Source organism: Tibeticola sp., from assembly GCF_022759015.1.
GTDB lineage: Bacteria > Pseudomonadota > Gammaproteobacteria > Burkholderiales > Burkholderiaceae_C > Tibeticola > Tibeticola sediminis.
Genome location: NZ_JAEMQB010000101.1, coordinates 1 through 22,424 on the forward strand (window position 1 = coordinate 1; position 22,424 = coordinate 22,424).

20 protein-coding genes are annotated in these 22,424 nt (G+C 68.6%); 15 read left to right on the forward strand and 5 right to left on the reverse strand.

Annotated elements, in window-relative coordinates:
* The first annotated feature begins 215 nt into the window (after window positions 1-215).
* The 3 genes from pyk (at window position 216) to JHC36_RS06350 (ending at window position 3,845) form a co-directional block, all read left to right on the forward strand.
* The gene (gene pyk, locus JHC36_RS06340; protein ID WP_287917282.1) at window positions 216-1,634 is read left to right on the forward strand and encodes a pyruvate kinase; all 1,419 of its coding nucleotides are present in this window, start codon (window positions 216-218) and stop codon (window positions 1,632-1,634) included.
* A gap of 140 nt (window positions 1,635-1,774) precedes the next feature.
* Window positions 1,775-2,839, forward strand: coding sequence for a class II fructose-bisphosphate aldolase (gene fba / locus JHC36_RS06345; RefSeq protein WP_287917249.1), 1,065 nt, complete (start codon window positions 1,775-1,777; stop codon window positions 2,837-2,839).
* 109 nt (window positions 2,840-2,948) lie between these two features.
* Complete coding sequence (locus JHC36_RS06350; protein WP_287917251.1) at window positions 2,949-3,845, forward strand: phosphoribosylaminoimidazolesuccinocarboxamide synthase; 897 nt, start codon at window positions 2,949-2,951, stop codon at window positions 3,843-3,845.
* Between the two features lie 43 nt (window positions 3,846-3,888).
* Here the strand turns inward: JHC36_RS06350 and trxA are convergent, their stop codons facing one another.
* Window positions 3,889-4,848 carry a thioredoxin gene (trxA, locus tag JHC36_RS06355; RefSeq protein WP_287917253.1) on the reverse strand — a complete coding sequence of 320 codons (960 nt, stop codon included), beginning with the start codon at window positions 4,846-4,848 and terminating at the stop codon, window positions 3,889-3,891.
* Between the two features lie 57 nt (window positions 4,849-4,905).
* On the opposite strand from trxA, the gene purE reads away from it, so the two are divergent.
* The 4 genes from purE (at window position 4,906) to JHC36_RS06375 (ending at window position 8,605) form a co-directional block, all read left to right on the forward strand.
* Window positions 4,906-5,409, forward strand: a complete 504-nt coding sequence (purE, locus tag JHC36_RS06360; RefSeq protein ID WP_124224081.1) for a 5-(carboxyamino)imidazole ribonucleotide mutase — start codon at window positions 4,906-4,908, stop codon at window positions 5,407-5,409.
* Entirely contained in the window at window positions 5,406-6,605 is a 1,200-nt protein-coding gene (locus JHC36_RS06365) for a 5-(carboxyamino)imidazole ribonucleotide synthase (protein ID WP_287917257.1), read from the forward strand. Before purE ends, JHC36_RS06365 begins: the two co-directional genes overlap by 4 nt.
* A 19-nt stretch (window positions 6,606-6,624) precedes the next feature.
* Window positions 6,625-7,632: an L-threonylcarbamoyladenylate synthase gene (locus JHC36_RS06370; protein WP_287917259.1), complete on the forward strand. Its 1,008-nt coding sequence runs from the start codon at window positions 6,625-6,627 to the stop codon at window positions 7,630-7,632.
* A 94-nt stretch (window positions 7,633-7,726) separates the two neighbouring features.
* Window positions 7,727-8,605, forward strand: coding sequence for an SGNH/GDSL hydrolase family protein (locus tag JHC36_RS06375; RefSeq protein ID WP_287917260.1), 879 nt, complete (start codon window positions 7,727-7,729; stop codon window positions 8,603-8,605).
* Window positions 8,606-8,696: 91 nt separating this feature from the next.
* On the opposite strand, the gene JHC36_RS06380 is transcribed toward JHC36_RS06375, so the two are convergent.
* Genes JHC36_RS06380 through dacB form a run of 3 tightly spaced genes read right to left on the reverse strand, consistent with a single transcriptional unit; the run spans window position 8,697 to window position 12,256 of the window.
* Window positions 8,697-9,371 (reverse strand): OmpW/AlkL family protein, encoded by a 675-nt coding sequence (locus tag JHC36_RS06380; protein WP_287917262.1) that lies wholly within the window; start codon window positions 9,369-9,371, stop codon window positions 8,697-8,699.
* A 20-nt stretch (window positions 9,372-9,391) separates the two neighbouring features.
* Complete coding sequence (locus JHC36_RS06385) at window positions 9,392-10,561, reverse strand: SGNH/GDSL hydrolase family protein (protein WP_287917263.1); 1,170 nt, start codon at window positions 10,559-10,561, stop codon at window positions 9,392-9,394.
* 39 nt (window positions 10,562-10,600) lie between these two features.
* Window positions 10,601-12,256 carry a D-alanyl-D-alanine carboxypeptidase/D-alanyl-D-alanine endopeptidase gene (gene dacB / locus JHC36_RS06390; RefSeq protein WP_287917264.1) on the reverse strand — a complete coding sequence of 552 codons (1,656 nt, stop codon included), beginning with the start codon at window positions 12,254-12,256 and terminating at the stop codon, window positions 10,601-10,603.
* A gap of 99 nt (window positions 12,257-12,355) precedes the next feature.
* Here dacB and tsaB point away from each other — a divergent pair, with 99 nt between their 5' ends.
* The 8 genes from tsaB (at window position 12,356) to JHC36_RS06430 (ending at window position 20,439) form a co-directional block, all read left to right on the forward strand.
* Window positions 12,356-13,144 carry a tRNA (adenosine(37)-N6)-threonylcarbamoyltransferase complex dimerization subunit type 1 TsaB gene (tsaB, locus tag JHC36_RS06395; RefSeq protein WP_287917266.1) on the forward strand — a complete coding sequence of 263 codons (789 nt, stop codon included), beginning with the start codon at window positions 12,356-12,358 and terminating at the stop codon, window positions 13,142-13,144.
* 143 nt (window positions 13,145-13,287) lie between these two features.
* A complete protein-coding gene (gene rimI, locus JHC36_RS06400) occupies window positions 13,288-13,737 on the forward strand; it encodes a ribosomal protein S18-alanine N-acetyltransferase (RefSeq protein ID WP_287917284.1) in 450 nt (149 codons plus the stop codon).
* Entirely contained in the window at window positions 13,725-14,732 is a 1,008-nt protein-coding gene (locus tag JHC36_RS06405) for a uracil-DNA glycosylase (RefSeq protein ID WP_287917268.1), read from the forward strand. Before rimI ends, JHC36_RS06405 begins: the two co-directional genes overlap by 13 nt.
* Complete coding sequence (gene pyrF, locus JHC36_RS06410; RefSeq protein WP_287917270.1) at window positions 14,689-15,513, forward strand: orotidine-5'-phosphate decarboxylase; 825 nt, start codon at window positions 14,689-14,691, stop codon at window positions 15,511-15,513. The genes JHC36_RS06405 and pyrF overlap by 44 nt, the downstream gene beginning before the upstream one ends.
* 182 nt (window positions 15,514-15,695) lie before the next feature.
* Complete coding sequence (locus JHC36_RS06415) at window positions 15,696-17,510, forward strand: DUF1800 domain-containing protein (protein ID WP_287917272.1); 1,815 nt, start codon at window positions 15,696-15,698, stop codon at window positions 17,508-17,510.
* Window positions 17,511-17,521: 11 nt separating this feature from the next.
* The gene (locus JHC36_RS06420; RefSeq protein WP_287917274.1) at window positions 17,522-18,982 is read left to right on the forward strand and encodes a DUF1501 domain-containing protein; all 1,461 of its coding nucleotides are present in this window, start codon (window positions 17,522-17,524) and stop codon (window positions 18,980-18,982) included.
* A 70-nt stretch (window positions 18,983-19,052) separates the two neighbouring features.
* Window positions 19,053-19,781: a glutathione S-transferase family protein gene (locus tag JHC36_RS06425; protein ID WP_287917276.1), complete on the forward strand. Its 729-nt coding sequence runs from the start codon at window positions 19,053-19,055 to the stop codon at window positions 19,779-19,781.
* 40 nt (window positions 19,782-19,821) lie between these two features.
* A complete protein-coding gene (locus JHC36_RS06430; protein ID WP_287917278.1) occupies window positions 19,822-20,439 on the forward strand; it encodes a glutathione S-transferase family protein in 618 nt (205 codons plus the stop codon).
* A gap of 123 nt (window positions 20,440-20,562) precedes the next feature.
* On the opposite strand, the gene JHC36_RS06435 is transcribed toward JHC36_RS06430, so the two are convergent.
* On the reverse strand, window positions 20,563-22,176 hold the full coding sequence (locus JHC36_RS06435; RefSeq protein WP_287917280.1) for a CYTH and CHAD domain-containing protein: 1,614 nt from the start codon (window positions 22,174-22,176) through the stop codon (window positions 20,563-20,565).
* Between the last annotated feature and the right edge of the window lie 248 nt (window positions 22,177-22,424).

Below are 22,424 nucleotides of genomic sequence, written 5' to 3' on the forward strand. Positions count from 1 at the left end.
AGGAGTCAGGTGGCAGTTACGGTACCGGAGCGGCAAGCGGGTCGATAGGCGCGATTGGGCGGAGAGGTGGACTTTGTGTGCTTCGCCAAGAGCCTGCAATTAAAGCCACGTCCGTGGTTATCTTATCCCATCAAAGCCGATTCCGGGTTAACCGTGACAGGTCTTTGAGGGATCTCCGAGGAAGAATTTAAAAGGAAGTCGGTCCCGCCACCCGCATCGTCGCCACCCTCGGCCCGGCGTCGAACACGCCGGAAATGCTCGAAGCCATGATTCGTGCCGGGGTCGACGTGGTGCGGCTGAACTTCAGCCACGGCTCGGCACAGGACCACATCGACCGGGCGCAGCGGGTGCGCGAGGCGTCGGCGCGCGTCGGGCGGGAAGTCGCCATCATGGCCGACCTGCAAGGGCCGAAGATTCGCGTCGGCAAGTTCGCGGCGGGCAAGGTTCAGCTCGTGCCGGGGCAGCCCTTCGTGCTCGACGCCGAGCGCAGCGAGCCCGGTGACGAGCGCGGCGTCGGACTCGACTACAAGGAACTGCCGCGGGATGTGCGGCCCGGCGACGTGCTCTTGCTCAATGACGGGCTCATCGTGCTCGACGTGGTGTCGGTCGAGGGTTCGCGGGTGCACACCGTCGTCAAGGTCGGCGGGGAGCTCTCCAACAACAAAGGCATCAACAAGCAGGGCGGCGGACTCACCGCGCCCGCGCTCACCGACAAGGACCGCGAAGACATCGTCACCGCGATGAGTTTCGACGCCGACTACATCGCGGTGAGCTTCCCTAAGAGCGCCGAGGACATGCAGCTCGCACGGCGGCTGTGCGACGCGGCCGCACGGGGTGGGCACCGCGCCGGGCTGATCGCCAAAATCGAGCGGGCCGAGGCGATTCCGGCGCTCGAATCCATCATTCTGGCGAGCGACGGCATCATGGTCGCGCGCGGCGACCTCGCCGTCGAGGTGGGCAACGCCGCGGTGCCGGCCTTGCAAAAGCGCATGATCCGCCTTGCGCGCAGCCATGACCGGCTCGCCATCACCGCCACGCAGATGATGGAGAGCATGATCACCAACCCCGTGCCCACGCGCGCGGAGGTCAGCGACGTGGCCAATGCGGTGCTCGACGGCACCGACGCGGTCATGCTCAGCGCCGAGACCGCCGCGGGCCGCTACCCGCTCGAGACGGTGCAGGAGATGGCCAAGATCTGCGCCGCCGCCGAACAGGCCGACCAGATCGAGCACGGCGCGCTCGATGCGGACTTCAACAACCAGCAGCTCAGCCGCATCGACCAGTCCATCGCCATGGGTGCGCTGTTCACCGCACATGCCTTGGGCGCGCGCGCGATCGTGGCGTTCACCGAATCGGGTGCCACTGCGTTGTGGATGAGTCGCCACCGCACGCACATCCCGATTTACGCCCTGACCTCGCGGCTGGCCACGCAGCGGCGCATGGCGCTGTTTCGCAACGTCACGGCCTTGCTCATGAACGCCAGCGCCGACCGCGACACCGCCTTCGCGCAGGCCGAGGAACTGCTCAAGACCCGCGGCATCATCGCCTCCGGCGAGGTGTACGCCATCACCTGCGGTGAACCCATGGGCAGCCCGGGCGGCACCAACATGCTCAAGGTCTGCCGGGCGGCGTAATCGCAGCCGCGGGACATGCCGCCGTCAGTCCGGCGTCGGGGCCTGTCGCTAGAATTTTTTTGGTTTCTGGCGAAACCGAAGGGCGGCGGCGCGTCGGCGCTGCCGGCGTTTCAAGAACCTCCAAGCGACAGGACTTCCCCATGGCTCTCGTCTCCATGCGCGAACTGCTCGACCACGCCGCCGAGCACGGCTACGGCATTCCGGCCTTCAACGTCAACAACCTCGAACAGGTGCAGGCCGTCATGTCGGCCGCCGACGAGGTGGGCGCCCCCGTCATCCTGCAAGCGAGCGCTGGCGCGCGCAAATACGCGGGCGAGAGCTTCATCAAGCACCTGATCCAAGCGGCAACCGAAGCCTGGCCGCACATCCCCCTGGTGATGCACCAGGACCACGGCACCAGCCCGAAGGTGTGCGAAGGCGCGATCCGGCTGGGCTTCGGCTCGGTGATGATGGACGGTTCGCTCCTGGAGGACGGCAAGACGCCCTCGAGCTTTGACTACAACGTTCGGGTCACGCGCGAAGTGGTCGAAATGGCGCACCGGGTCGGCGTCACCGTCGAAGGGGAACTCGGCTGTCTGGGCTCGCTCGAGACGGGCTTGGCCGGTGAAGAAGATGGCATCGGCGCCGAGGGCAAGCTCGACCATTCGGCGCTCTTGACCGACCCCGAGGAGGCCGCCCGTTTCGTCGAAGCCACGCAGCTCGACGCGCTGGCCATCGCCATCGGAACGAGCCACGGCGCCTACAAATTCACGCGCCCACCGACCGGCGACGTGCTGGCGATCAGCCGCGTGAAGGAGATCCACGCGCGCATCCCGAACACGCATCTCGTCATGCACGGCAGCTCCAGCGTGCCGCAGGATCTGCTCACGCTCATCAACAGCTACGGCGGACAGATGAAGCAAACCTGGGGAGTGCCCGTGGGCGAGATCCAAGAGGCCATCAAGCATGGCGTGCGCAAGATCAACATCGACACCGACATCCGCATGGCCATGACCGGTGCGGTGCGCAAGTTCCTCGCCGAAAACCCCGAGAAATTCGACATGCGCGAATGGATGAAGCCTGCGCGCGAGGCCGCCAAGGCCATCTGCAAGCAGCGCTATCTCGAATTCGGCTGCGAAGGCCAGGGCCCGAAGATCAAAGGCCTGCCGTTGTCCGTGATGGCCGAGCGCTATGCCCGTGGTGAGCTCGCACAGGTCGTGCATTGAGGGAGTCCATCCCTGCGGGCGCACGCCGATACGGGCGTTGCGCCCGGCAGGGCGATAATTTCGGGGCCCGGCGCTTGCGTCGGGCCTCTTCATTTTTCAGCTCGCTCACATGACCACCGCCTTGCACACCTCCAACCTCCATTCCTTGCCGCTGCTCGCGCGTGGCAAGGTGCGCGACAACTATGCGGTCGGGGACGACCGCATCCTGATGGTGGCCACCGACCGGATCAGCGCCTTCGACGTCATCATGGGCGAGCCCATCCCGGGCAAGGGCGTCTTGCTGACCCAGATGGCCTTGTTCTGGTTCGACAAGCTGCGCCACATCTGCCCCAACCACCTCACGGGCGAGTCGCCCGAGCGCGTGGTCGCGCCGGACGAGGTCGATCAAGTCCGGGGTCGCTCCATGCTGGTCAAGCGCCTCACGCCGCTTCCGGTCGAAGCCGTGGTGCGCGGCTACCTCGCGGGCAGTGGGTGGAAGGAGTATCAGGAGCATGGCGCTGTCTGCGGTGTGCCGCTGCCGCCGGGCTTGAAAAACGCGTCCCGTTTGCCCGAGCCGATTTACACGCCGGCGGCCAAGGCGGCGGTCGGTGAGCACGACGAGAACATCAGCTATGAGCGCACGGTGGAGATGATCGGGCCCGAGCACGCCGCGCGCATCCGTGAACTGTCGATTGCGCTCTACCGCGCGGCGGCCGACTTTGCGCTGACCAAGGGCATCATCATCGCCGACACGAAGTTCGAGTTTGGCCTCGACCGCGACGGTACGGTGGTGTTGATGGACGAGGTGCTGACTCCGGACTCCTCGCGTTACTGGCCGCTCGAGAGTTACGCCGAGGGCAGCAACCCGCCGAGTTTCGACAAGCAGTTTTTGCGCGACTGGCTCGAGCAGGTGCGCATCCACGGCCAGCCCTGGAACAAGACGCCGCCGGCGCCGCACCTGCCGCTCGAGGTGATCGAAAAAACCGCCGAGAAATACCGTGAGGCGCTGCAGCGCCTCACCGCCTGAGGCCGCACACGGCGAGGGCGCCACCTCGCCCGCTCGAGTGGGTTCAGTTCAGCGCCATGCTCAGGCGGCGGCGATAGCGCGAGACGAGCTCGGCTTGCGGGTCTTGCTCGACCGCGGCCTTGCCCGCGATCTCGATGCCGCCGGCCGTCCGGCCTGCTGCGACGGCGCCCGGTTGTGCTGGCTTGCGCGGGCTGAGCAGTTCCAGAATCGCCACCATGGTCTTGCGCGGCGCTTCGTCGTCCCACTTCTTGTCGCGCATGATGATTTCGAGCAACTCGTCCATCGCCGCGGTCCATTCGCCGCGGTTCATGAGTACCCGGGCTTTGGCAAAGCGGGTCTCGAAGTCGCGCTTGTTTTGCTCGATGCGCGCATCGAACTGTTCGATCGGCCACTGGCCCCGAGGGTCGTTCGCCGCGAATTCGCGCGCTTTGAGCCATTGGTCCAGAGCCTCGAAGCGCAGCGGCACCGGAATGCGTGCGAGCGCGGGCGCCAGGGCCGCGGCGGCTTCGTCGAGCCGCCCGAGCTCGATGAGCAAGCGCACATAGTCCTCGCGCAGGTCGTCGTTTTCGGGGGCGGCGGCCAGGGCGTCGGCCATACGGCGCAGGGCCGCATCGACGTCGCCGGCTTCGAGCTGCTGCTTGGCCTCTTGGGCCTCGGCCTGGGCGGCAAGCTCGGTTTCCGCGGGCACGTGCTTGTCGAGGAAGGCGCGCACCTGGCCTTCGGGCAAGGCGCCCATGAAGCCATCGACCGGCTGGCCGTTCTTCAGGAGCACGCAGGTCGGAATGCTGCGGATGCCGAAGGCGCCGGCGAGTTCCTGCTGCTCGTCGGAATTGATTTTCACGAGCTTGAACCGCCCGCCATAGGCCGCTTCGAGCTTTTCGAGCACCGGGCCGAGCGCGCGGCAGGGCCCGCACCAGGGTGCCCAGAAGTCGACCAGCACGGGGGTAGTCATCGAGGCTTCGATGACCTCGGATTCAAAGTTTTCCAGGGTGACGTCGATCATGGTGGGGTAACTCAGGGCTGTAACCGTAAAATTCAAGCAACTTCCGACAGGCACTCAATGACCGCTGCGCTCATCGGTGTGGTCATGGGCTCCAGTTCCGACTGGGACACCATGCAGCACGCAGTCCAGATTCTCCAACACTTCGACGTCGCCCACGAGGCGCGGGTCGTTTCCGCGCACCGCATGCCCGACGATATGTACGCCTATGCCGAAGCCGCCCAGCCGCGCGGCCTGCGCGCCATCATCGCGGGGGCGGGTGGGGCCGCGCATCTGCCGGGCATGCTCGCGGCCAAGACCGTGGTGCCGGTGCTCGGCGTGCCGGTGGCGAGCCGGCATCTGCAGGGCGTGGACTCGCTGCACAGCATCGTGCAGATGCCCAAGGGCGTGCCGGTGGCCACCTTCGCGATTGGTGCGGCAGGGGCGGCCAATGCGGCACTGTTCGCGGTGGCCATGTTGGCGCAACACGACGCGGCCTTGCGGGCGCGGCTCGAGGCCTACCGTGCCGAGCAAACCGCCGCCGCGCGCGCGATGACGCTGCCGCCCACCGGAGCCGCCGCATGACCGAAACCGCAACGCGGGCAGCCACCATCCTGCCCGGAACTACGGCCACCGGCGCGCAGACCACGCTGGGCGTGATGGGCGGCGGGCAGCTCGGCCGCATGTTCGTGCAGGCCGCTCAGGCCATGGGTTACTTCACCGCGGTGCTCGACCCCGATCCGGCAAGCCCCGCGGGCCTGGTGAGCCACTTCCACATCCAGGCCGACTACCTCGACGAGCAGGCGCTGGCGCAGCTCATGCAGCGGTGTTCGGCCATCACGACCGAGTTCGAAAACGTCCCCGCGGCGGCTTTGCACACGCTCGGCGCGCACCGGCCGGTGGCGCCCGGCGCCCGCGCGGTCGCCATCGCGCAGAACCGCATCCAGGAAAAACAGTTCTTCAACCGCTGCGGCGTGGCCACCGCGCCTTGGGCGGCGATCGAGTCCGAGGCCGACTTGGCGGCGGTGTCCGACGCGCTGCTGCCCGGGGTGCTCAAGACCGCGCGGCTGGGCTACGATGGCAAGGGGCAGGTTCGGGTCGCCTCGCGCGCGGCGCTGGGCGAGGCGTGGCGGCAACTCGGCGCGGTTCCCTGCGTGCTCGAGCGCCTGCTGCCGCTGGTCGATGAATGCTCGGTGATCGTCGCGCGAGGCTGGAACGGCCAGACGGTGCATTACCCGCTGCAGCGCAATCTGCACCGCGACGGGATTTTGGCCGTGACCGAGGCTTTTGAAGGAAATCTGCCTTATCCCGGCGTCAATCGGGCACTGGATGCTGCCAAAACAATAGCAGACGAGCTGGGCTACGTCGGGGTGCTGTGCGTCGAATTCTTCGTGCTCGCCGATGGGTCGCTGGTGGCCAACGAAATGGCGCCGCGACCCCACAACAGCGGGCACCACACGGTCGATTCCTGCGACCTCTCGCAGTTCGAGGCGCAGGTGCGCACGCTCGCCGGCTTGCCGCTGGTCGCCCCGCGCCAGCACAGCGCGGCGGTGATGCTCAACCTGCTCGGCGATCTCTGGTTCGACGGTGAGGGGCGTGCCCGCACGCCCGCCTGGGTCGAGGTGCTGGCGCTGCCGGGGGCGCATCTGCATTTGTACGGCAAGCTGCAGGCGCGGCCTGGGCGCAAGATGGGTCACCTGACCTTCACCGCCGCGAGCGCCGCCGAGGTGCGTGCCACCGCCGCGCGGGCGGCAGCCCTGCTGGGCATGGCGCCGTGGTGAGTCCCGCTGGCGAACGCCCGTGATCCTCGACGGAACCCGGACCGAATCGATCGACGCCGCCGTGCGCACGCTGCGCGCGGGCGGGATCGTCGCCATGCCGACCGAAACCGTCTACGGCCTCGCCGCCGATGCGGAGAACCCCGACGCCGTTGCGGCCATCTATGCGGCCAAAGGTCGGCCGAGCGATCACCCCTTGATCCTGCATGTCGCCGATGCCGACGCGGTCACCGCCTTTGCGCAAGAGGTCCCAGCCTTCGCGCGCGCGCTGATGGACGCGTTCTGGCCCGGGCCTTTGACCTTGATTCTGCCCCGCCGGGCTGGGGTTGCAGCGGCAGCGGCCGCGGGCCAGCCGTCGGTGGGCTTGCGCTGCCCTGCGCATCCGGTGGCGCAGGCGCTCTTGCGCGCCGCCGCCGCGCAGGGCATCCGGGCGCTGGCGGCACCCAGTGCCAACCGCTTTGGACGCATCAGCCCGACCCGCGCCGAGCATGTCGTCGCCGACCTGGGGGAGCGCGTGCTCGTGCTCGACGGCGGCCCGTGTGCGGTGGGGATCGAGTCGACCATCGTCGATGCCACGCGGGGCGCGCCCGTCTTGCTGCGTCCCGGGCAAATCGACCGCGAGGCGCTCGCCGCGGCGGCGGGCATGCCCATACTCGACCCCGACGAAGTCCAGGCGGGAGCGACCCCCAAGGCCAGTGGCACCTTGGCCGCTCACTACGCGCCGCGTGCGCCGGTGCGCTTGATGTCGGCGCGCGAGCTGCAGACGGCGCTGGAATTGCTCGGTGCCGATGCTGCGCGTGCCGGGGTTGCCGTCTACGCGCGCAGCGCGCTGCCGAACCTGGCCACGCCCCTGGCGCGGCGCATGCCCGACGACGCCGGCGCGGCCGCGCAGCAGTTGTTCGACACCTTGCGCGGCTTCGACGACGCGGGCGCACGGCTGATCTGGGTCGAGCTGCCGCCCGACACCCCGGCGTGGGAGGGCGTGCGCGACCGCCTGCGGCGTGCGGCCGCTGCGGCGACCGGCGGCTGAACCGTTCGCAGCAGCGTCGGCGCCGGGTGTGCGGTGCGCAAGGGACTTGTTCAGCGTTGCCTTAAACTCGGTCGTTCCCCTTGGAGACTTCCCTATGACCCCGTCCCTTTCCCGTCGCGCCTTTCTCACGCTTGCCGGTGGCGCTGCGGCGGCCCTGAGTGGCTGCGGCTCGAGTTCCATCGTCTCTGCGCTCAAGCCGGATCGGTTCTTTGCCCTCGGCGATGATTTCAGTGACTTGGGCGAGACGGGCGTGCGTTACACCGTCAACGACGGCAGCGTCAACATCTGGACGCAACAGCTCGTGAGCATCTACCAAAAGACGATCACGACGGCGTCTGCGGGCGGCTTGTCGTATGCGCAAGGGGGCGCCTGGATCAGCGGCGCGACCAACAGCGTCGAGTCTCAGCTCAACCGGATGTTGGCCAACCACGCCCTAGGCCCGAACGACGTCGTGCTCATCGGTGCGGGCATGAATGAAATCATCGACGCCGTGACCCAAACCGGGATTTCGGACGCCACGACCACGCGCGTGCGCGCAGCGGGCGATGCGCTCGCCTCCCTCGTGCGTCGTCTCGTCGCCGCAGGCGCCAAGTACGTTTTGGTGGCCGGTGTCTATAACCTCGGCATCACGCCCTGGGCGGTGGCCCGGGGGCAGGCTTCGGCGATCACCGACCTCTCGATCCACTTCAACAACCGCTTCCTCGTCTCGGCGGTGGACTTGGGCGCGAATGTGCTCTACGTCGATACGGCCTTGTATTTCAACCTGGTCCATGCCTTGCCGGCGGGCCACGGTTTGGTCAATGTCACCGACGCCGCCTGCACCACGCCCGACGCGACCACCTGCACCGCGAGCACGATAGCGGCCAACATCGACTACACGCGCGCGTTGTTTGCCGATGCCACGCACCTCACGCCGGTGGCGCACCGACTGTTCGGCGTCGAGGCCTACAACAAGCTGACCGGGCGTTGGTGAACCGGTGCGGGGCGCTTGGCGCGGATCCGGCCCCAGAGCCCAAGAAAAAAGCGAGCCGTGGCTCGCTTTTTTGCTTTGGAGGGAGGCGGGGTCAGAACCGATAGCCCACCATGACTCCGACCGTCGTCGGATTGAGCTTGATGTCCAGCGTCTGGCCGGTGGACAGCGTGGTGCGGGTCTTCAGCCAGGTCTTGGCAGCCACGGCGTCGATGAACCAGCGGTCGTTGAGCATCAAAGTCACGCCGAACTGGACGGTGGGCACGAGCTTGGACTCGATCGACAAGGTCGTCGGGTTGGACGGCGTGCCACCGGTCAGCGCGGTCAGCGTATTCGTGCTGCGCTCTTTGAAGAACTTGGCATAGGTCGGCCCCGCGCCGACATAGGGTCGGACCTTGGCGTTGGCTTCGCCAAAACGGTATTGCGCAAACACCGTGATCGGCAGCGCCTTGGTTTCGCCGATCTTGCCGACGCCGGCAATCGCGCCGTCGCCGTAGATGTTGTGCTTGAACGGCAGCGCCAGCGGCACGTCGATCGCCCAGTGGTCATCGACGGTGTAGTTCACGCCGCCGGCGAGTTGGCTTGCGTTGCCCACGTCGACCGTGGTGTGGGGAAAGGCCGGCGGAGAGAGGTCGCCGCTGGTGACCGAGGGCGAGATTTGCATCGCGCCCAGGCGTGCACTCAGGGTGCCGGCGGTTTGGGCTTGCGCCGCCGATGCGGTGAGCAGGGCAGCGCCGAGCAGCGCGAGGGTCGAGAGCTTGGGGTTCATGTTCGTCAGTCCTCCAGGGTTCAGAGCCAGCCGGCCTGGGCCAGCGAACGCGAAACGAGCTGGCTCATCAATTGATAGCCATACGGCGTCGGGTGGAAGCCGTCAGAGAAGGCGTAGCGCTTCCACCAGTCGGGGCTGCTCTCGCCCGCCGGCGGGTTTGCCGACAGGGCTTGCGCCGTGCAGGTTTGGAAGTTGTACGCGGGCAGGCCGTCGCTGCCGACGCCAACCGCTGGGCAGGCCGGGGTTTTGACGTTGGTCAGGCCGTATTGCGCGGGGTGCGCCACTTCGTCGTTGAAGTTGTTGTAGAAGTCGACGATGGCGACGCGGCTATCGCCCGCGAACTTGTTGGCCAGTTCCTGGTTGAAGGCCTGAATCCAACTGTTGAACAGCGCTTCGGCCTGGCTGCGGGCGGTCGCGCCGTGCGCCGCTTCGATGGCGCCGAGCACCGCCTGGAAGCGCGGTGTGTTCGTGATGCCTGGTATGTTCAGGATCGCCACATGCTGCGCGCCACGATCGAGCGCGTGGGCTTTGATGGCCGCAGCGAAGCTGTCGGCCAACGCCGTCATGTAGACCCCACCGGCGATGGCGGCGCCGTTGGCCTGTCCGAGCGTGCTGGCCACCGTTGCCGGGGGCAGCAGCGAAAGCAGCAAGGCTTGATAGGCCGCACCACCGTCGCTCGCTGCCTTCAGGTAGGCGCCGACCAGGTCGGCAGCGTCATTGCCGCCGCCGTCGATGAGCAGCAGCTGATTCGCCTGGTAGCTGCCGGCCACCGCACCGGCATCGGCGAGCTGCTTCACGATGGAGAAGGGGGCTGCCGAGCCGCCGTTGCTGGCCTGGTTGTTGATGCGTCCGCTGCCAACGGCGTAGCTGGTGCAGCCGGGCTTCGGGTTGGGAACGAAGGTCGTGCCGGTGAACTTGTAGAAATTGCACAACTGCGGCGCGCCGATCTGTGCGGCGATGCGTTCGGTCCAGATGGTGTTGGGTTCGGCATCGCTCGCCTGCACCGAGAACACCCGGCCAAAGCCGGGCAACCCGTCGAACACGCCACTGTCGGACAGGCTGTCGCCCATGACGACGACCGAAGACAGCGCGGCGCGGCTGCCCGGACCTTCGGCCCCGCCACCGCCGCAGGCGGACAGGACCACAGCCGCGGCGAGCGCGGCGAATTTCCATCGGATTTTGAACATCATGCTGGGGCTCCTCTCGATGAGCGTTGCGGGGAAATCGGATCAAAAAGAACGGTCGTTCAAATTTTCCTCAGGCATGTTACCCGCGGTCATCGATTTCGTCGCTTGGGGTTTGTCCGGGGTGGCCGGCTCGGGTTGCGGCAGGGCCCGCGCCTGGGTGCGTCCGGGGCTCGGAGCGTCTTGCGCGACCCATTCCAGCAGCGCGTCGAGCGCAGGCCGCGCCGCCGGGGCCTCCGGCGCATTGACGATGGCGACCACCGCATAGAGCCGATCGCTGGCGCTGCGCACATAGCCCGCAATCGCCGCGACGTCGCGCAAGGAGCCGGTTTTGAGCCAGGCTCGGCCCAGCAAAGGCGAGTCGGGTCGACGTTCGCGCAGCCGGGCAACCGTGCCGTCGATGCCTGCGACCCCGAGCGAGTCGATGAAGGGCTCGGCCACGGCGCTGTGCACCGCCGCGCGCAGCACGGCCGCCAGCGCCTCGGCGCTGAGCCGCGCGTGGCGTGAAAGCCCCGATCCGTTTTCGATCTCGGGCGCTTCGGCCACCGCGCCCAGACGCTGCTGCCACCAGCGGCGCAGCCGCTCGCGCGAGGCCGCGAAGCTGCCCTGGCCTTGCTCCACGGCCGAGAGCGTGAGGAAGAGCTGTTGCGCCATGACGTTGTTCGAAAACTTGTTGATGTCCGCAACGATGCTGGCCAGCGGCAGCGAGCGCGCCTGCAGCAGCGGCTGGGTGACGGGCGCCTCGCCAGGGGCGATCCAACGCACGCGGCCGGTGAGCGTGCCGCCGCCGGCGCGCCAGAGCGCCTCCACCACCCGCGGCGCGTAGCGTTCGGGCGCGGGGTAGGCCACCGGCCATTCGCGCACGCCGCAGGCCAGCGGGTAAGCCCCTTCGAAGCGCACGCGATCGGGGTCGGTGAAGTCGGCGCGCAAGCGTGCTCGCCAGTCGCCGCAGGGGGCGGTGCTCAGCGGCACGGATTCCGGCAGCTCGACCCCGGCGAGCGGCGGTTGCGCGTCGATGCGGGCGCGGCCGCGTTCGGGTTCGGGTATGAAGCGGTAGACGACGGCTTTGAAATTGATCAGCAAGCCCTCGGGTCGGGCGTTGTAAGGGCGCAGCGGCTCGTCGTCGAACCGCGCCGGGTTGGGGTCGACCGGCTCGAAAATTCGGCCGTCGAGCACGATGTCCCCGCGCACCTGAACGATGCCGGCCGCGCGCACCTCCGCCAGCAGCGCTTCGAGCCGCTCGACCACCAGTTTGGGGTCGCCGCTGCCGCGCAGCACCAGATTGCCGTCGAGCACACCGTCGTGCACACGACCCGTGGTTTCGACCCGGTTCGTCCAGGTGAAATCCGGCCCCAGCAGTTCGAGCGCTGCAAAGGTGGTGACGAGCTTCATCAGCGAAGCGGGGTTGCGCGGCTCGGTGGCTTGCCAGCGCAGCACCGTTCGAGCCGGTGGCGGCGCAGAAGTCGAGCGCGTCCCCGGGCGGGCTGCGTCCGGATCGATCGCCTCGACCGAAACCGACAGGGCCGATTCGGCCACGCCCGACCGGGCCAGCGCCGCCCGCACACTCGCAGGCAGTTCCGCAGCGGGGCCTGCCCACGCGGTGACGCTCATCAGGACCAAGAGCGTCACGCACCCCAGGCCGACCGCCGCGCGCCATGAGCGTCGGCGGCCAGCGTTTTTTGCCGGGTGGTTTGCGGTCATGGGGTTCAGTTTAGGGCAACGCTGAACCCGTCCCTCGCGCGCTGCCCATCCCGATTGCGGGCGGTCTCTGTCGCGCGAATTCCTCGCCATAATCGCCCAATGCCCTTGGATCGCCCCTTCCCGATGCCGGCTGCGCAGCACGCCCCGCAGAAATGGCTGGCGCTCGACACCACGACCGAACAGTTGAGCGTGGCCGTGGGCGTCGACGCGCCCGAAGGAGGGGTGCCTCGGCTTTGGGAGGCGGTCGAACCGGGTGGCGCCCGGGCTTCGTCGCGCGTGATTGCCCTGGTGTTCGAGGGGCTCGAGCGCGCGGGCTTGCGGCTGGCAGATCTGGATGCGATCGCGTTTGGCGCGGGGCCGGGCGCATTCACGGGTTTGCGCACGGCGTGCGCCGTCGCGCAGGGCTTGGGCTTTGGCGCGCAGCGTCCGTTGCTGCCAGTGGACAGTCTGCTCGCGCTGGCGGAGACCGCGCGCATCCAGATCGCGGCACCGGAATCGCCGCTCGAGGTGCTCTCGGTGCTCGACGCCCGTATGGGCGAGTTTTATGCGGGGCACTACCGTTGGGACGGCGCGCGCTGGCAGACGGTCCAGACCTGGCCGGCGCTGACGGGGCCAGCGCTGGCGGCCGCGATCGAAGGTGCGGGGCGGCGGCCCGACTGGATCGTGGGCAACGCCGTAGGGGTTGCCGGTGCCGAGGCGTTTTTGTCGCTGTGGCCCGAGGGGGCGCGGCGGTCCGCAATCCCGGGCGCTGCGGCGATGGTGCGGCTCGCGCCGGAGCTTTGCCGGGCCGGCCTTGCGGTGGCGGCCGAGGCGGCCGAGCCGCATTACGTGCGCGACAAGGTGGCTCAGACCACGGTCGAGCGTCAGGCCGCAGGGGGCCGCAGATGAGCACCGCGCAAGGTCGCCCGCAAGCCGGCGCAGCTGCCGGTGCCTCAGGACTCGCCCGGAGCGGGGGCTCGCTCGTGGGCGCCGAGGACGGGTGGCGCGCGCCGGCCGAAGCGGCGTTGGGACCGCCGGCCGAACTGCTGCCGATGACGCCCGAGTGGATCGAGCGGGTCGTGGCGGTCGAGCAAACGGCCTATAGCCACCCCTGGAGCCGACGTCACTTCGAGGACACACTCGCAGCCGGATATCACGCGCGGCTGCTGGTCGGCGGCGAGACGCTGATGGGCTACTACGTGGCGATGAAAGGGGTGGATGAAGTCCATCTTCTGAACCTGACGGTTGCACCGGCGCACCAGGGCCAGGGCTGGGGACGGTTGCTGCTCGAAGCCATGGATACCTGGGCACGCAGCGTCGGCGCGCAGACGGCGTGGCTGGAAGTCCGCGTCAGCAACGAGCCCGCGTTGCGGCTCTACGAGCGCCACGGCTACCGACGGGTGGGCCTGCGCCGGGCTTACTACCCCGCGGCGCGCGGCGTGCGGGAAGACGCGGTGGTGATGTGCTGTTCGCTCGAGGAGCCCCCGGGATGCCGCCGCTGACGCCGCGCCAACGCGCGATGCTCGCCGAGATGGGCGTGCGCGTGTGGCTGCCCGAGGATCGAGCGGCCGAAGCAGCCCGCCCCGCGGCGTCGGCAGCGGAAGTCACTCCTGAAACAATAGCAGACAGCGCCCATTTAACGCCGGCAAAGGTGGCAAATCTTTCAAAAAACCCCGAGGTCTCGGGCCAGCCGCAGGCGCAGACCCCGACCCCCGCCACGCCGCCGGTGCCGACCGCGAGCACCCCTGCCGTGAGCGCCGCTGCGGTCGCCTCGGTGGCCGCCGCCGCGCAGGACTGGGACGCCTTGCGGGCCGCGGTCGAGTCTTGCCGCGCCTGTCCGCTCGGGGCGCAGCGGCGCCACGCGGTGTTCGGGGTGGGTGACGTGCGTGCGCGCTGGCTCGTCGTGGGCGAGGCGCCGGGGGAGCAGGAAGACGCGCAGGGCGAGCCTTTCGTGGGCCCGAGCGGCCGCTTGCTCGACGCGATGCTGCGCAGCATCGGCCTCGACCGCGCAGCTTCGTCCGAGGGCGAGCGCGCAGCGGCCGAATCGAGCGCGGTTCCGCTCTTTGCGCCGCCGCAGGCGGTCTACATCGCCAACGCCGTCAAGTGCCGGCCGCCCCGCAACCGCAACCCTTCGGAAGCCGAAATGGCGCAATGCGCACCGTTTCTGGCGCGGCAGATCGAATGGCTGCAGCCTCAGCTCATCCTGGCCGTGGGTCGCATTGCCGCCCAGGCCGTGCTGGGCCGAACCGAGCCACTGGGGCGCCTGCGCGGCCAGGTGTATCGCTACGGGAACATTCCAGTCGTGGTCACGTTTCATCCCGCCTACCTCTTGCGCAGTCCGGCCGAAAAGGCGCGCGCCTGGGAAGACCTGTGCCTGGCGCGGTCCATTGGCGCTGGTGCAGGCGCTTCGTCCATCGAGGTCGGAGTGCCCGACGGGCTCCTAGAATCTCGCCATGACCTTTCTCGACCTGCTCCGCAGCGCCAGCGCGCGCCATGATTCGATGTTGTGCGTGGGGCTGGACCCCGAGCCGCAGCGGTTTCCGCTGCATTGGCGGGGGGACGCCGCGCGCATGGCGGACTTTTGCATGGCGATCGTGGATGCGACGGCCGACCGGGTGTGTGCGTTCAAGCCGCAAATCGCATACTTTGCCGCGCACGGCGCCGAGGCTCAGCTCGAGCGGGTGATCCACCACATCCGCGCCGTTGCGCCGGGGGTGCCGGTGATTTTGGATGCCAAGCGCGGCGACATCGGCTCCACCGCCGAGCAGTATGCGCGCGAGGCCTTCGAGCGTTACCGGGCTGACGCGGTGACGCTGTCGCCCTTCATGGGTTTCGACACGGTCGAGCCCTATTTGCGCTACGAGGGCAAGGGGGCGTTCCTGCTCTGCCGTACGTCCAACCCCGGCGGCGACGATTTCCAGGCGCAGCGGCTTGCCGATGTGCCGGGGCAGCCGCGCTTGTTCGAGCACATCGCGCGGCTCGCGCAAGGGTCGTGGAACCGCAACGGGCAGCTCGGCCTCGTCGTGGGGGCGACCCGACCGGCCGAGATCGAGCGCGTGCGCGCGCTCGCCCCAACGCTGCCGCTTTTGATTCCGGGCGTGGGCGCTCAGGGTGGAGATGCCGATGCCACGGTGCGCGCGGGCTGGCGTGCCGATGCGCCGATCGTGGTGAACTCCTCGCGCGCGATCCTCTACGCGGGCAGCGGCCCCGATTTCGCCACTGCCGCACGCACCGAAGCCGAGCGCACGCGCGTGCAGCTCAACGCGGCCCGCGGCTGAGGGCGGCCAGGCTGGATCGGGCCTGTGCCCTGTCGCGCGCGCCCGACAAGCTGGGTAAAGACCTGTAAATCTCGCGCGGACCGTGGCCGTGTGCTTGGATACTGTGGCGCGTCGAGGCGACGCTGAACCGTTCCCGCCGCGCGTGGCGGGCTCAGCGCTGCCGCTTGCTGGAGGACGGGACGATGGAGCATGCAACTCAGGAACGGGCGGGGGGGTCGCAGGCCACCACCGAAGCGGCGCTGGAGTCGGGCATCGACCCAGCCGTCTCGCCGCGGTCTTGGGCCGGGCGGGCCGGCGTGGGGCTCGGGCTGCTGGGGGCCTTGGCGGCTTGTGGCGGCGGTGGTCCAGGCGAAGGTGCGGGCGGGGGTGCCGGTGGCGGCTCGGGTGTGCCTGCGCCCGACGGGTCGGGCTATGCGTACTTGAGCGCCACGAGTGACGCCGACGCCGCGCGTTTTTTGCAGCAGGCGCAATTTGCGTCCACGCGCTCGGCCATCGCCGACCTGCGGCGGGGCAGCTACGCCGACTGGCTCCAGCGTCAGTTCGCCAGTCCGCAGGGGAGCACGGCCTGGGACTGGCTCGATGCACAAGGCTATGGCGTGGTGGATGACCATGCTTATTACTTCAGCAGGGCTCCGGCCGACTTTGCGATCTGGAGCCAACTGCTCAGCGGCGAGGACGCCATGCGTCGGCGCATGGCGTTGGCCTTGTCGGAGTTTTTCGTCGTCTCGACGCCGCTGGTGTCGCTGACCTGGCCCAGCCATGCGATGGCGCACTGGTGGGACACGCTGGTGACGCATGCGTTTGGCAATTTCCGCACGCTGCTGCAAGCCGTCACGCTCAACCCGGCGATGGGGGTGTTTCTCAACACCCGCGGCAACCAGAAGGAGGATGGCAAGGGCCGGCAGCCCGATGAGAACTATGCTCGGGAGGTGATGCAGCTCTTCACCATCGGGCTGTACGAACTCCATGCCGACGGCACGCTTCGAACCGGCAGCGATGGCAAGCCGATCGAAACCTACGACGCGGCCGACGTGAGCAATCTCGCGCGCGTGTTCACCGGCTACGACTTCGATTACGCCGGCGACGCGAAGGTCGCTGCCGGGCAGTCGATGATCTACCCGCGCGACTACACACGTCGGCCCATGAAGCTCAACCCGTCTCGGCATTCGACCTTGCCGGTGCGGTTTCTCGCGACCGACGTTCCCAACACCGACGGCGCCGTCGCCTTGCAGCGGGCGCTCGACGTCTTGTTCTTCCACCCGAATGTCGGGCCGTTCTTCGCGCGCCAGATGATCCAGCGCCTGGTGACGAGCAACCCCAGCCCGGCCTATGTGGCCCGCGTCGCTGCGCGTTTCAACGACAACGGCCAGGGCGTGCGCGGCGACTTGCGCGCGGTGTGGTCGGCCATTTTGCTCGACGACGAGGCCCGTGGCCCGCAGTCGCTGGCCGACCCGTCCTGGGGCAAGCTGCGCGAGCCCATGCTGCGCTTCATCCAGTGGGCGCAGAGCTTTGGGGCGCGCTCCAAGACCGGCACCTGGAAGCTCGGTGACCTCAGCGACCCGGCCACCCGGCTGGGGCAAAGCCCGCTGCGGGCACCCTCGGTGTTCAATTTCTTCCGGCCCGGCTACGTGCCGCCCGGCACCGCCATGGCGCAGGCGCAGGCCACGGCGCCCGAGTTCCAAATCGTCACCGAGTCGAGCGTGGGCGGCTACCTCAACTTCATGCAGGGCGTCGTGCGCAATGGGCTGCTCAACGGCGACCTCAGCGCCAGTTATGCCGAGGAACTGGCGCTCGTGGCCGATGCCGACGCGCTGCTGCGCCATGTCGCCCTCGTCCTGGCTGCCGCGCAGGTGAGCGAGGCCAACCACGCGCTGATGCGCAGCGCCCTAGAGGCGACACCCGTGACGGCATCGAGCAGCGATGCGGCAAAGCTCAACCGTGTGGCGGCGGCGGTCTTCATGACGATGGCCTCGGCCGATTACCTCGTGCAGCGTTGAGGAGGAGGCCCATGCACTTCATCCAGCCCGAAAAGCACACGCGTCGCGCATTCCTGAGTCGCTGCGCCCAGTTGGCCTGCACCGGCACCGCGCTGCCAACCGCCCTCAACCTCGCGGCTTTCGGCGAGGCTGCGGCATTCGATGCAACCGATTACAAGGCCTTGGTTTGCGTGTTCCTGTTTGGCGGAAACGACTATGCCAACACCGTCGTGACCTATGACGATGCCAGCTACGACCGGTACAGCACCATCCGTGGCGGCGGACCGGACCGGACGGCGGGTGGCATTGCGCTGGCCAAAGCCGATCTCGCAGGCACGGTGCTGGTGCCGCAGGTGGCGCTGCCTGGCGGGCGGGTATACGCCTTGCATCCGGCCATGGGGGGGCTGGCGAGCCTGTTCAACCGGGGTGCGGCGGCGGTGCAACTCAACGTCGGGCCGCTGGTGGTGCCGCTCACGCGCAGCCAATACAACAGCAGCGACCGTGTGCGCTACCCCCTGCCGCCCAAGCTGTTTTCGCACAACGACCAGCAATCGGTGTGGCAGACCTCGCAGGCCGAAGGCGCAATCCAAGGCTGGGGTGGGCGGATGGGCGACCTGGCGCTGTCGGCCAACGGCAAGTCTTTGTTCACCTGCATCTCGGTCACGGGCAATGCGGTCTTCCTCTCGGGGACGTCGGCACAGGCCTATCAGGTGAGCCCGAGCGGCGCGGTGAGTATCGGTTCGGTGAACGCAGCGGTATATGGCTCGACGGCGGTGCAGTCGGCGGTGGCACAGATGGTGCAGCAGCCGAGTACGCATGTGCTGCAAAACGAATACAACCGCGTGACGCGCCGCGCCATCGGCTCGAGCGGCGACGTGAATGCGGCGCTGGCGGCCCATCCGGCCAGTGCGCCCGAGTTTGCGGGCTTTCCGAGCGGCGACAGTCTGGCCGACCAGCTCAAGATGGTTGCGCGACTCATCGCGGCGCGAAACCTGCTCGGCGCGACGCGGCAGGTGTTCTTCGTTTCGCTCGGCGGCTTCGATTTGCACGACAACCTCATCGCCAATCAGCCAACGCTTCTGGGCCGCGTGAGCAGTGCGCTCACCGCGTTTTATGAGGCGACCGTGCAACTCGGCGTGGCGCAACAGGTCACGGCGTTTACGGCCTCCGATTTCGGCCGGACGCTGAGCTCCAACGGCGACGGCTCAGACCACGGCTGGGGCAGCCATCACTTGATGGTTGGCGGCGCGGTCAAAGGCGCGGCGTTCTATGGCGCAGCCCCGCCCGTGAGCATTGGCAACAGCGCCACCGACCCCGACGATCAGTGGCATGTGGGGCAGGGGCGTTTGCTGCCCTCCACCGCGGTCGACCAATACGCAGCGACGCTCGCGCGATGGTTCGGCGTCAGCGATACCGAACTTGCGGGCATTCTGCCAAACCTGCGCAACTTCGGGGGCGGCGACTATCCGGTCGACCTCGGGTTTTTGCGCTGACCGGCTCTCAGGTGACAGCGTCGCCGGCGGGTAAGCCCCTACGATGCAAGACTCAACCGGGGGGATTGCCATGATCACGCTCTACACCGCTGCCACGCCCAACGGGCACAAGATCTCGATTGCGCTCGAAGAGCTGGGGCTGCCTTACCGGCTCGAGGTGCTCGACCTGCAGCGCGGTGACCAGAAGCGCCCCGAGTACCTCGCCATCTGCCCCAACGGCCGCATTCCGGCCATCGTCGACCACGAGGAAGATGACTTCGCGGTCTTCGAGTCGGGCGCGATCCTCGTCTACCTCGCCGAAAAGACCGGCCGCCTCATGCCCAGCGACCGTAAAGGACGTTCGCGTGTGCTGCAGTGGCTGATGTTCCAGATGGGCGGCATCGGCCCGATGATGGGGCAGGCCAATGTGTTCTACCGCTACTTCCCCGAGAAGATCCAGCCCGCGATCGACCGCTACCAGGGCGAGGTACGGCGGCTGTTCGGCGTGCTCGACGCGCATCTGGCGCAGCACGAGTATCTGGCGGGCGACTATTCGATCGCCGACATCGCCAACTGGGCCTGGGTGCGCACGCACCGCTGGTCGGGGGTGGAGATTGAGCCCTTCGTTCACCTCAAACGCTGGCGCGACGCCATCCGCGCGCGGCCCGCGGTGCAGCGCGGCATCGAGCGGCCGCCTTCGAAAATCGACCTCACACGCGACGGCGACGAGGCCGCTCGGCGTTTTGCCGAAGAGGCGCGCACGCTCGTCGAAATGGGCCGCCCCGCGCCGCCGCCGGCCGACGCAGGAGCGCGCGCATGACCGCCCAAGTGGCCCAGATTCGCCATTCCAAGGAGTTGCCATGAAGCTCTACACCGCATCCCGCGCCCCCAATCCGCGCCGCGTGCGCATGTTCCTTGCCGAAAAGGGCGTGCAGGACATTCCCCTGGTCGAAATCGACCTCAATGCGCTCGAGCACAAGCGCGAGCCCTACCGCCGCGTGAGCCCGCTGGCGAAGGTGCCGGCGCTGGAACTCGACGACGGCCGCGTGCTCACCGAGTCGCGCGCGATCTGCACCTGGCTCGAAGGCCGCTACCCCGAGCCCAACCTGATGGGCCGTGACGCCGAGGAGCGTGCGTTCATCGAAATGGTCGACCGGCAGGCCGAGTTTTACCTGATGGGCGCGATCGCGAACGTGGTGCGCCACACCCACCCGGGCCTCGCGCCGCTCGAGCAGCCGCAGTTTCCCGAGTTTGGCCAAGCGCAACGCGCCAAGGTGCTGGAAGCCGCCGCCTGGTTCGACCAGCGCTTGCAGCAGCAGCCTTGGTTCGCAGGCGAGCGTTTCACGGTGGCGGACATCACCGCGTTTTGCGCCCTCGAATTTGGCCGCCTGATGAAGTTCAAGCCCGAGGCCGAAGGCTTTGCGGCCTTGCAGGACTGGCGCGACCGGGTCGCCGTGCGGCCGAGCGCAGCGGTCTGAAAACATCAAAAACAATAGCAGAAAACGGCCATTTCACGCCGGCGTTACCGCGAAATGTTCGAAAAATCAGCTTTCGGACGTGCCACCCAGCTTCGCGCCGCGAGGCGCGCGAGCCGAGGCGGGTCAGATCACCGCTTCGAGCGCCGCACAGGCCCGCTGCACGCGCCGACGTTGACGAGTCAGCTCGGCCTGCAGCGCGGCGCACAAGGCCGAATCGGCGCCCGTGGGTCGGCGGGCGACCTCGCCCTGCCACGCGGCGGCGAGCTGCCAGTCGTGCCAGCGTCCCAGCGCCGATTGCGCCGAGATCAAGACCTCGAGCCTTCGTTGCGCCTCGCGTGCGGCCTTGGGCGGTAGCGCATCGATCAGCGCTTCGGTCGCGTAGCGCAGTTTTTTGACCTCGATGCGCAAGGCATGCACGCGCTCGGCGTCGCGGGCTCGGGTGTCCAGAACCGCTGCGAGCGCGCGGCGCAGCCGGCGTTGCCGGTGGCGCAGGCGCTGGCGTGCCAGCGCACGCAGCGTGGGCCCGCGACCGTGTGCGGCCGAGCCGTTGCCCGCTGCCGACAGGCCGTGCAGCGCGCGCGCGAACTGCAGCACCTGCGCCGTCGTGGCGGGCTGTTGCAACTCGGCCTGCAAGCGGCGCCAGGCGCGCGCCTGTTCGCGCGCGAGGGCAGCGCTCCAGCGGCTCGCAGACGACCCGGGCACGGCCTGCATGAGCTGCGGCCCAATCTCGCTGCGCAGCACGTCGAGATCGCGCACGCGCCCGAGCGCCTGCGCGAGCGCCCGCCAGTGGCTGCGCTCTCGGCCCCCCCAGTCCCCGGGCAGCGCCGGCGCGAACGCCGCCAGCAGCGCGCGCAGGCGGCGCAGCGCCACGCGGCTCTGGTGCACGGCTTCGACGGCGGCCGCGTCGCCGCGTTCGGGCGTGAGCGCCGCCGTGCGCAGCGGCGGGACGAGCGTATCGAGCGCGGCCTGCGCCAGCTGCACGAAGGCGTCGCGGGCGGGACGGTTCGGGTCGCTCCTTGGGGCTGTTTTTGGGGCCGTTCGCGGGGCCATACGACGGTCGACCTCGGAGGAGATCGGCTGGGTCGGACGCGGCGCCGCCGCCGCGGCAGCCCCGCGCGTTTGCAGGTACAGCGCATAGCCCCGCTCGGCCTTGCTGGCCGAGAGCGGCCACAGCGGCATGGCCTCGTTGAGCTCGAGCGCCAGCGCGAACAAGGCGTCTTCTGGGCCCTCGAGGCGTTCGAGTTCGAGCTCGAGCAGCGGCTCACGCCGCGTGCCCTCGGGCGTGACGCACAGAATTTGCCCACGGTCGAGCGCGACTTCGATGCGCGCGCCCAGCGCCTCGACCGTCCAGCGCAGCCGGGTAAAACGGGTGCGAAACACCGGCTGCAGCGCCGCCTGCCGTGCCCGCAACCAGGCCGAGAGTTCCGGCGCGTCGTCGCCGAGCAGCGCCGCGAAGTCATAGCCGCCGCGGCGCGCCGGCCCCTCCCACTCGCCGCGCCGCGACAGCCCGCCGAGCGCCTCGCCCGCCGTCTTCACCGTCCAGACCCGGCGCGCGCCCTCGCGGCGCTCGCGCACCGCCATGCGAGCGCGCAGCAAGTCGAGCTCGGGGGTGTCGAAGTAGCAGGCGTCGAGCCGCAGCCGCTCGGGCGCAGTGCCCACGAGCCGCGGGTGCGCCAGCAGCCGCGGCAGGTCGCGCATGCGGGCGGGCTGGAGTTTGAGTTCGGTTTCGGTGGCCATCGGGGCGTGCGCAGGCAGTCCGCGGGTCATGGAGCATGTCAAAACCCGATCGCAAAGGCAAACTTTATGAAAATACCCAGGAAACCCAGCGCCAATCGGTGAGATGTCGCTATAAAAATTGCATCACAGCTGGCTCGGCTGCCCTGCGGCTGTGGCCAGCACGCGCGCCAGGTAGCGGCCGGTGAGGCTGTCCGGATGCGCGGCCACCGCCTCGGGCGTGCCCGCGGCCACCAGGCGGCCGCCGCCGC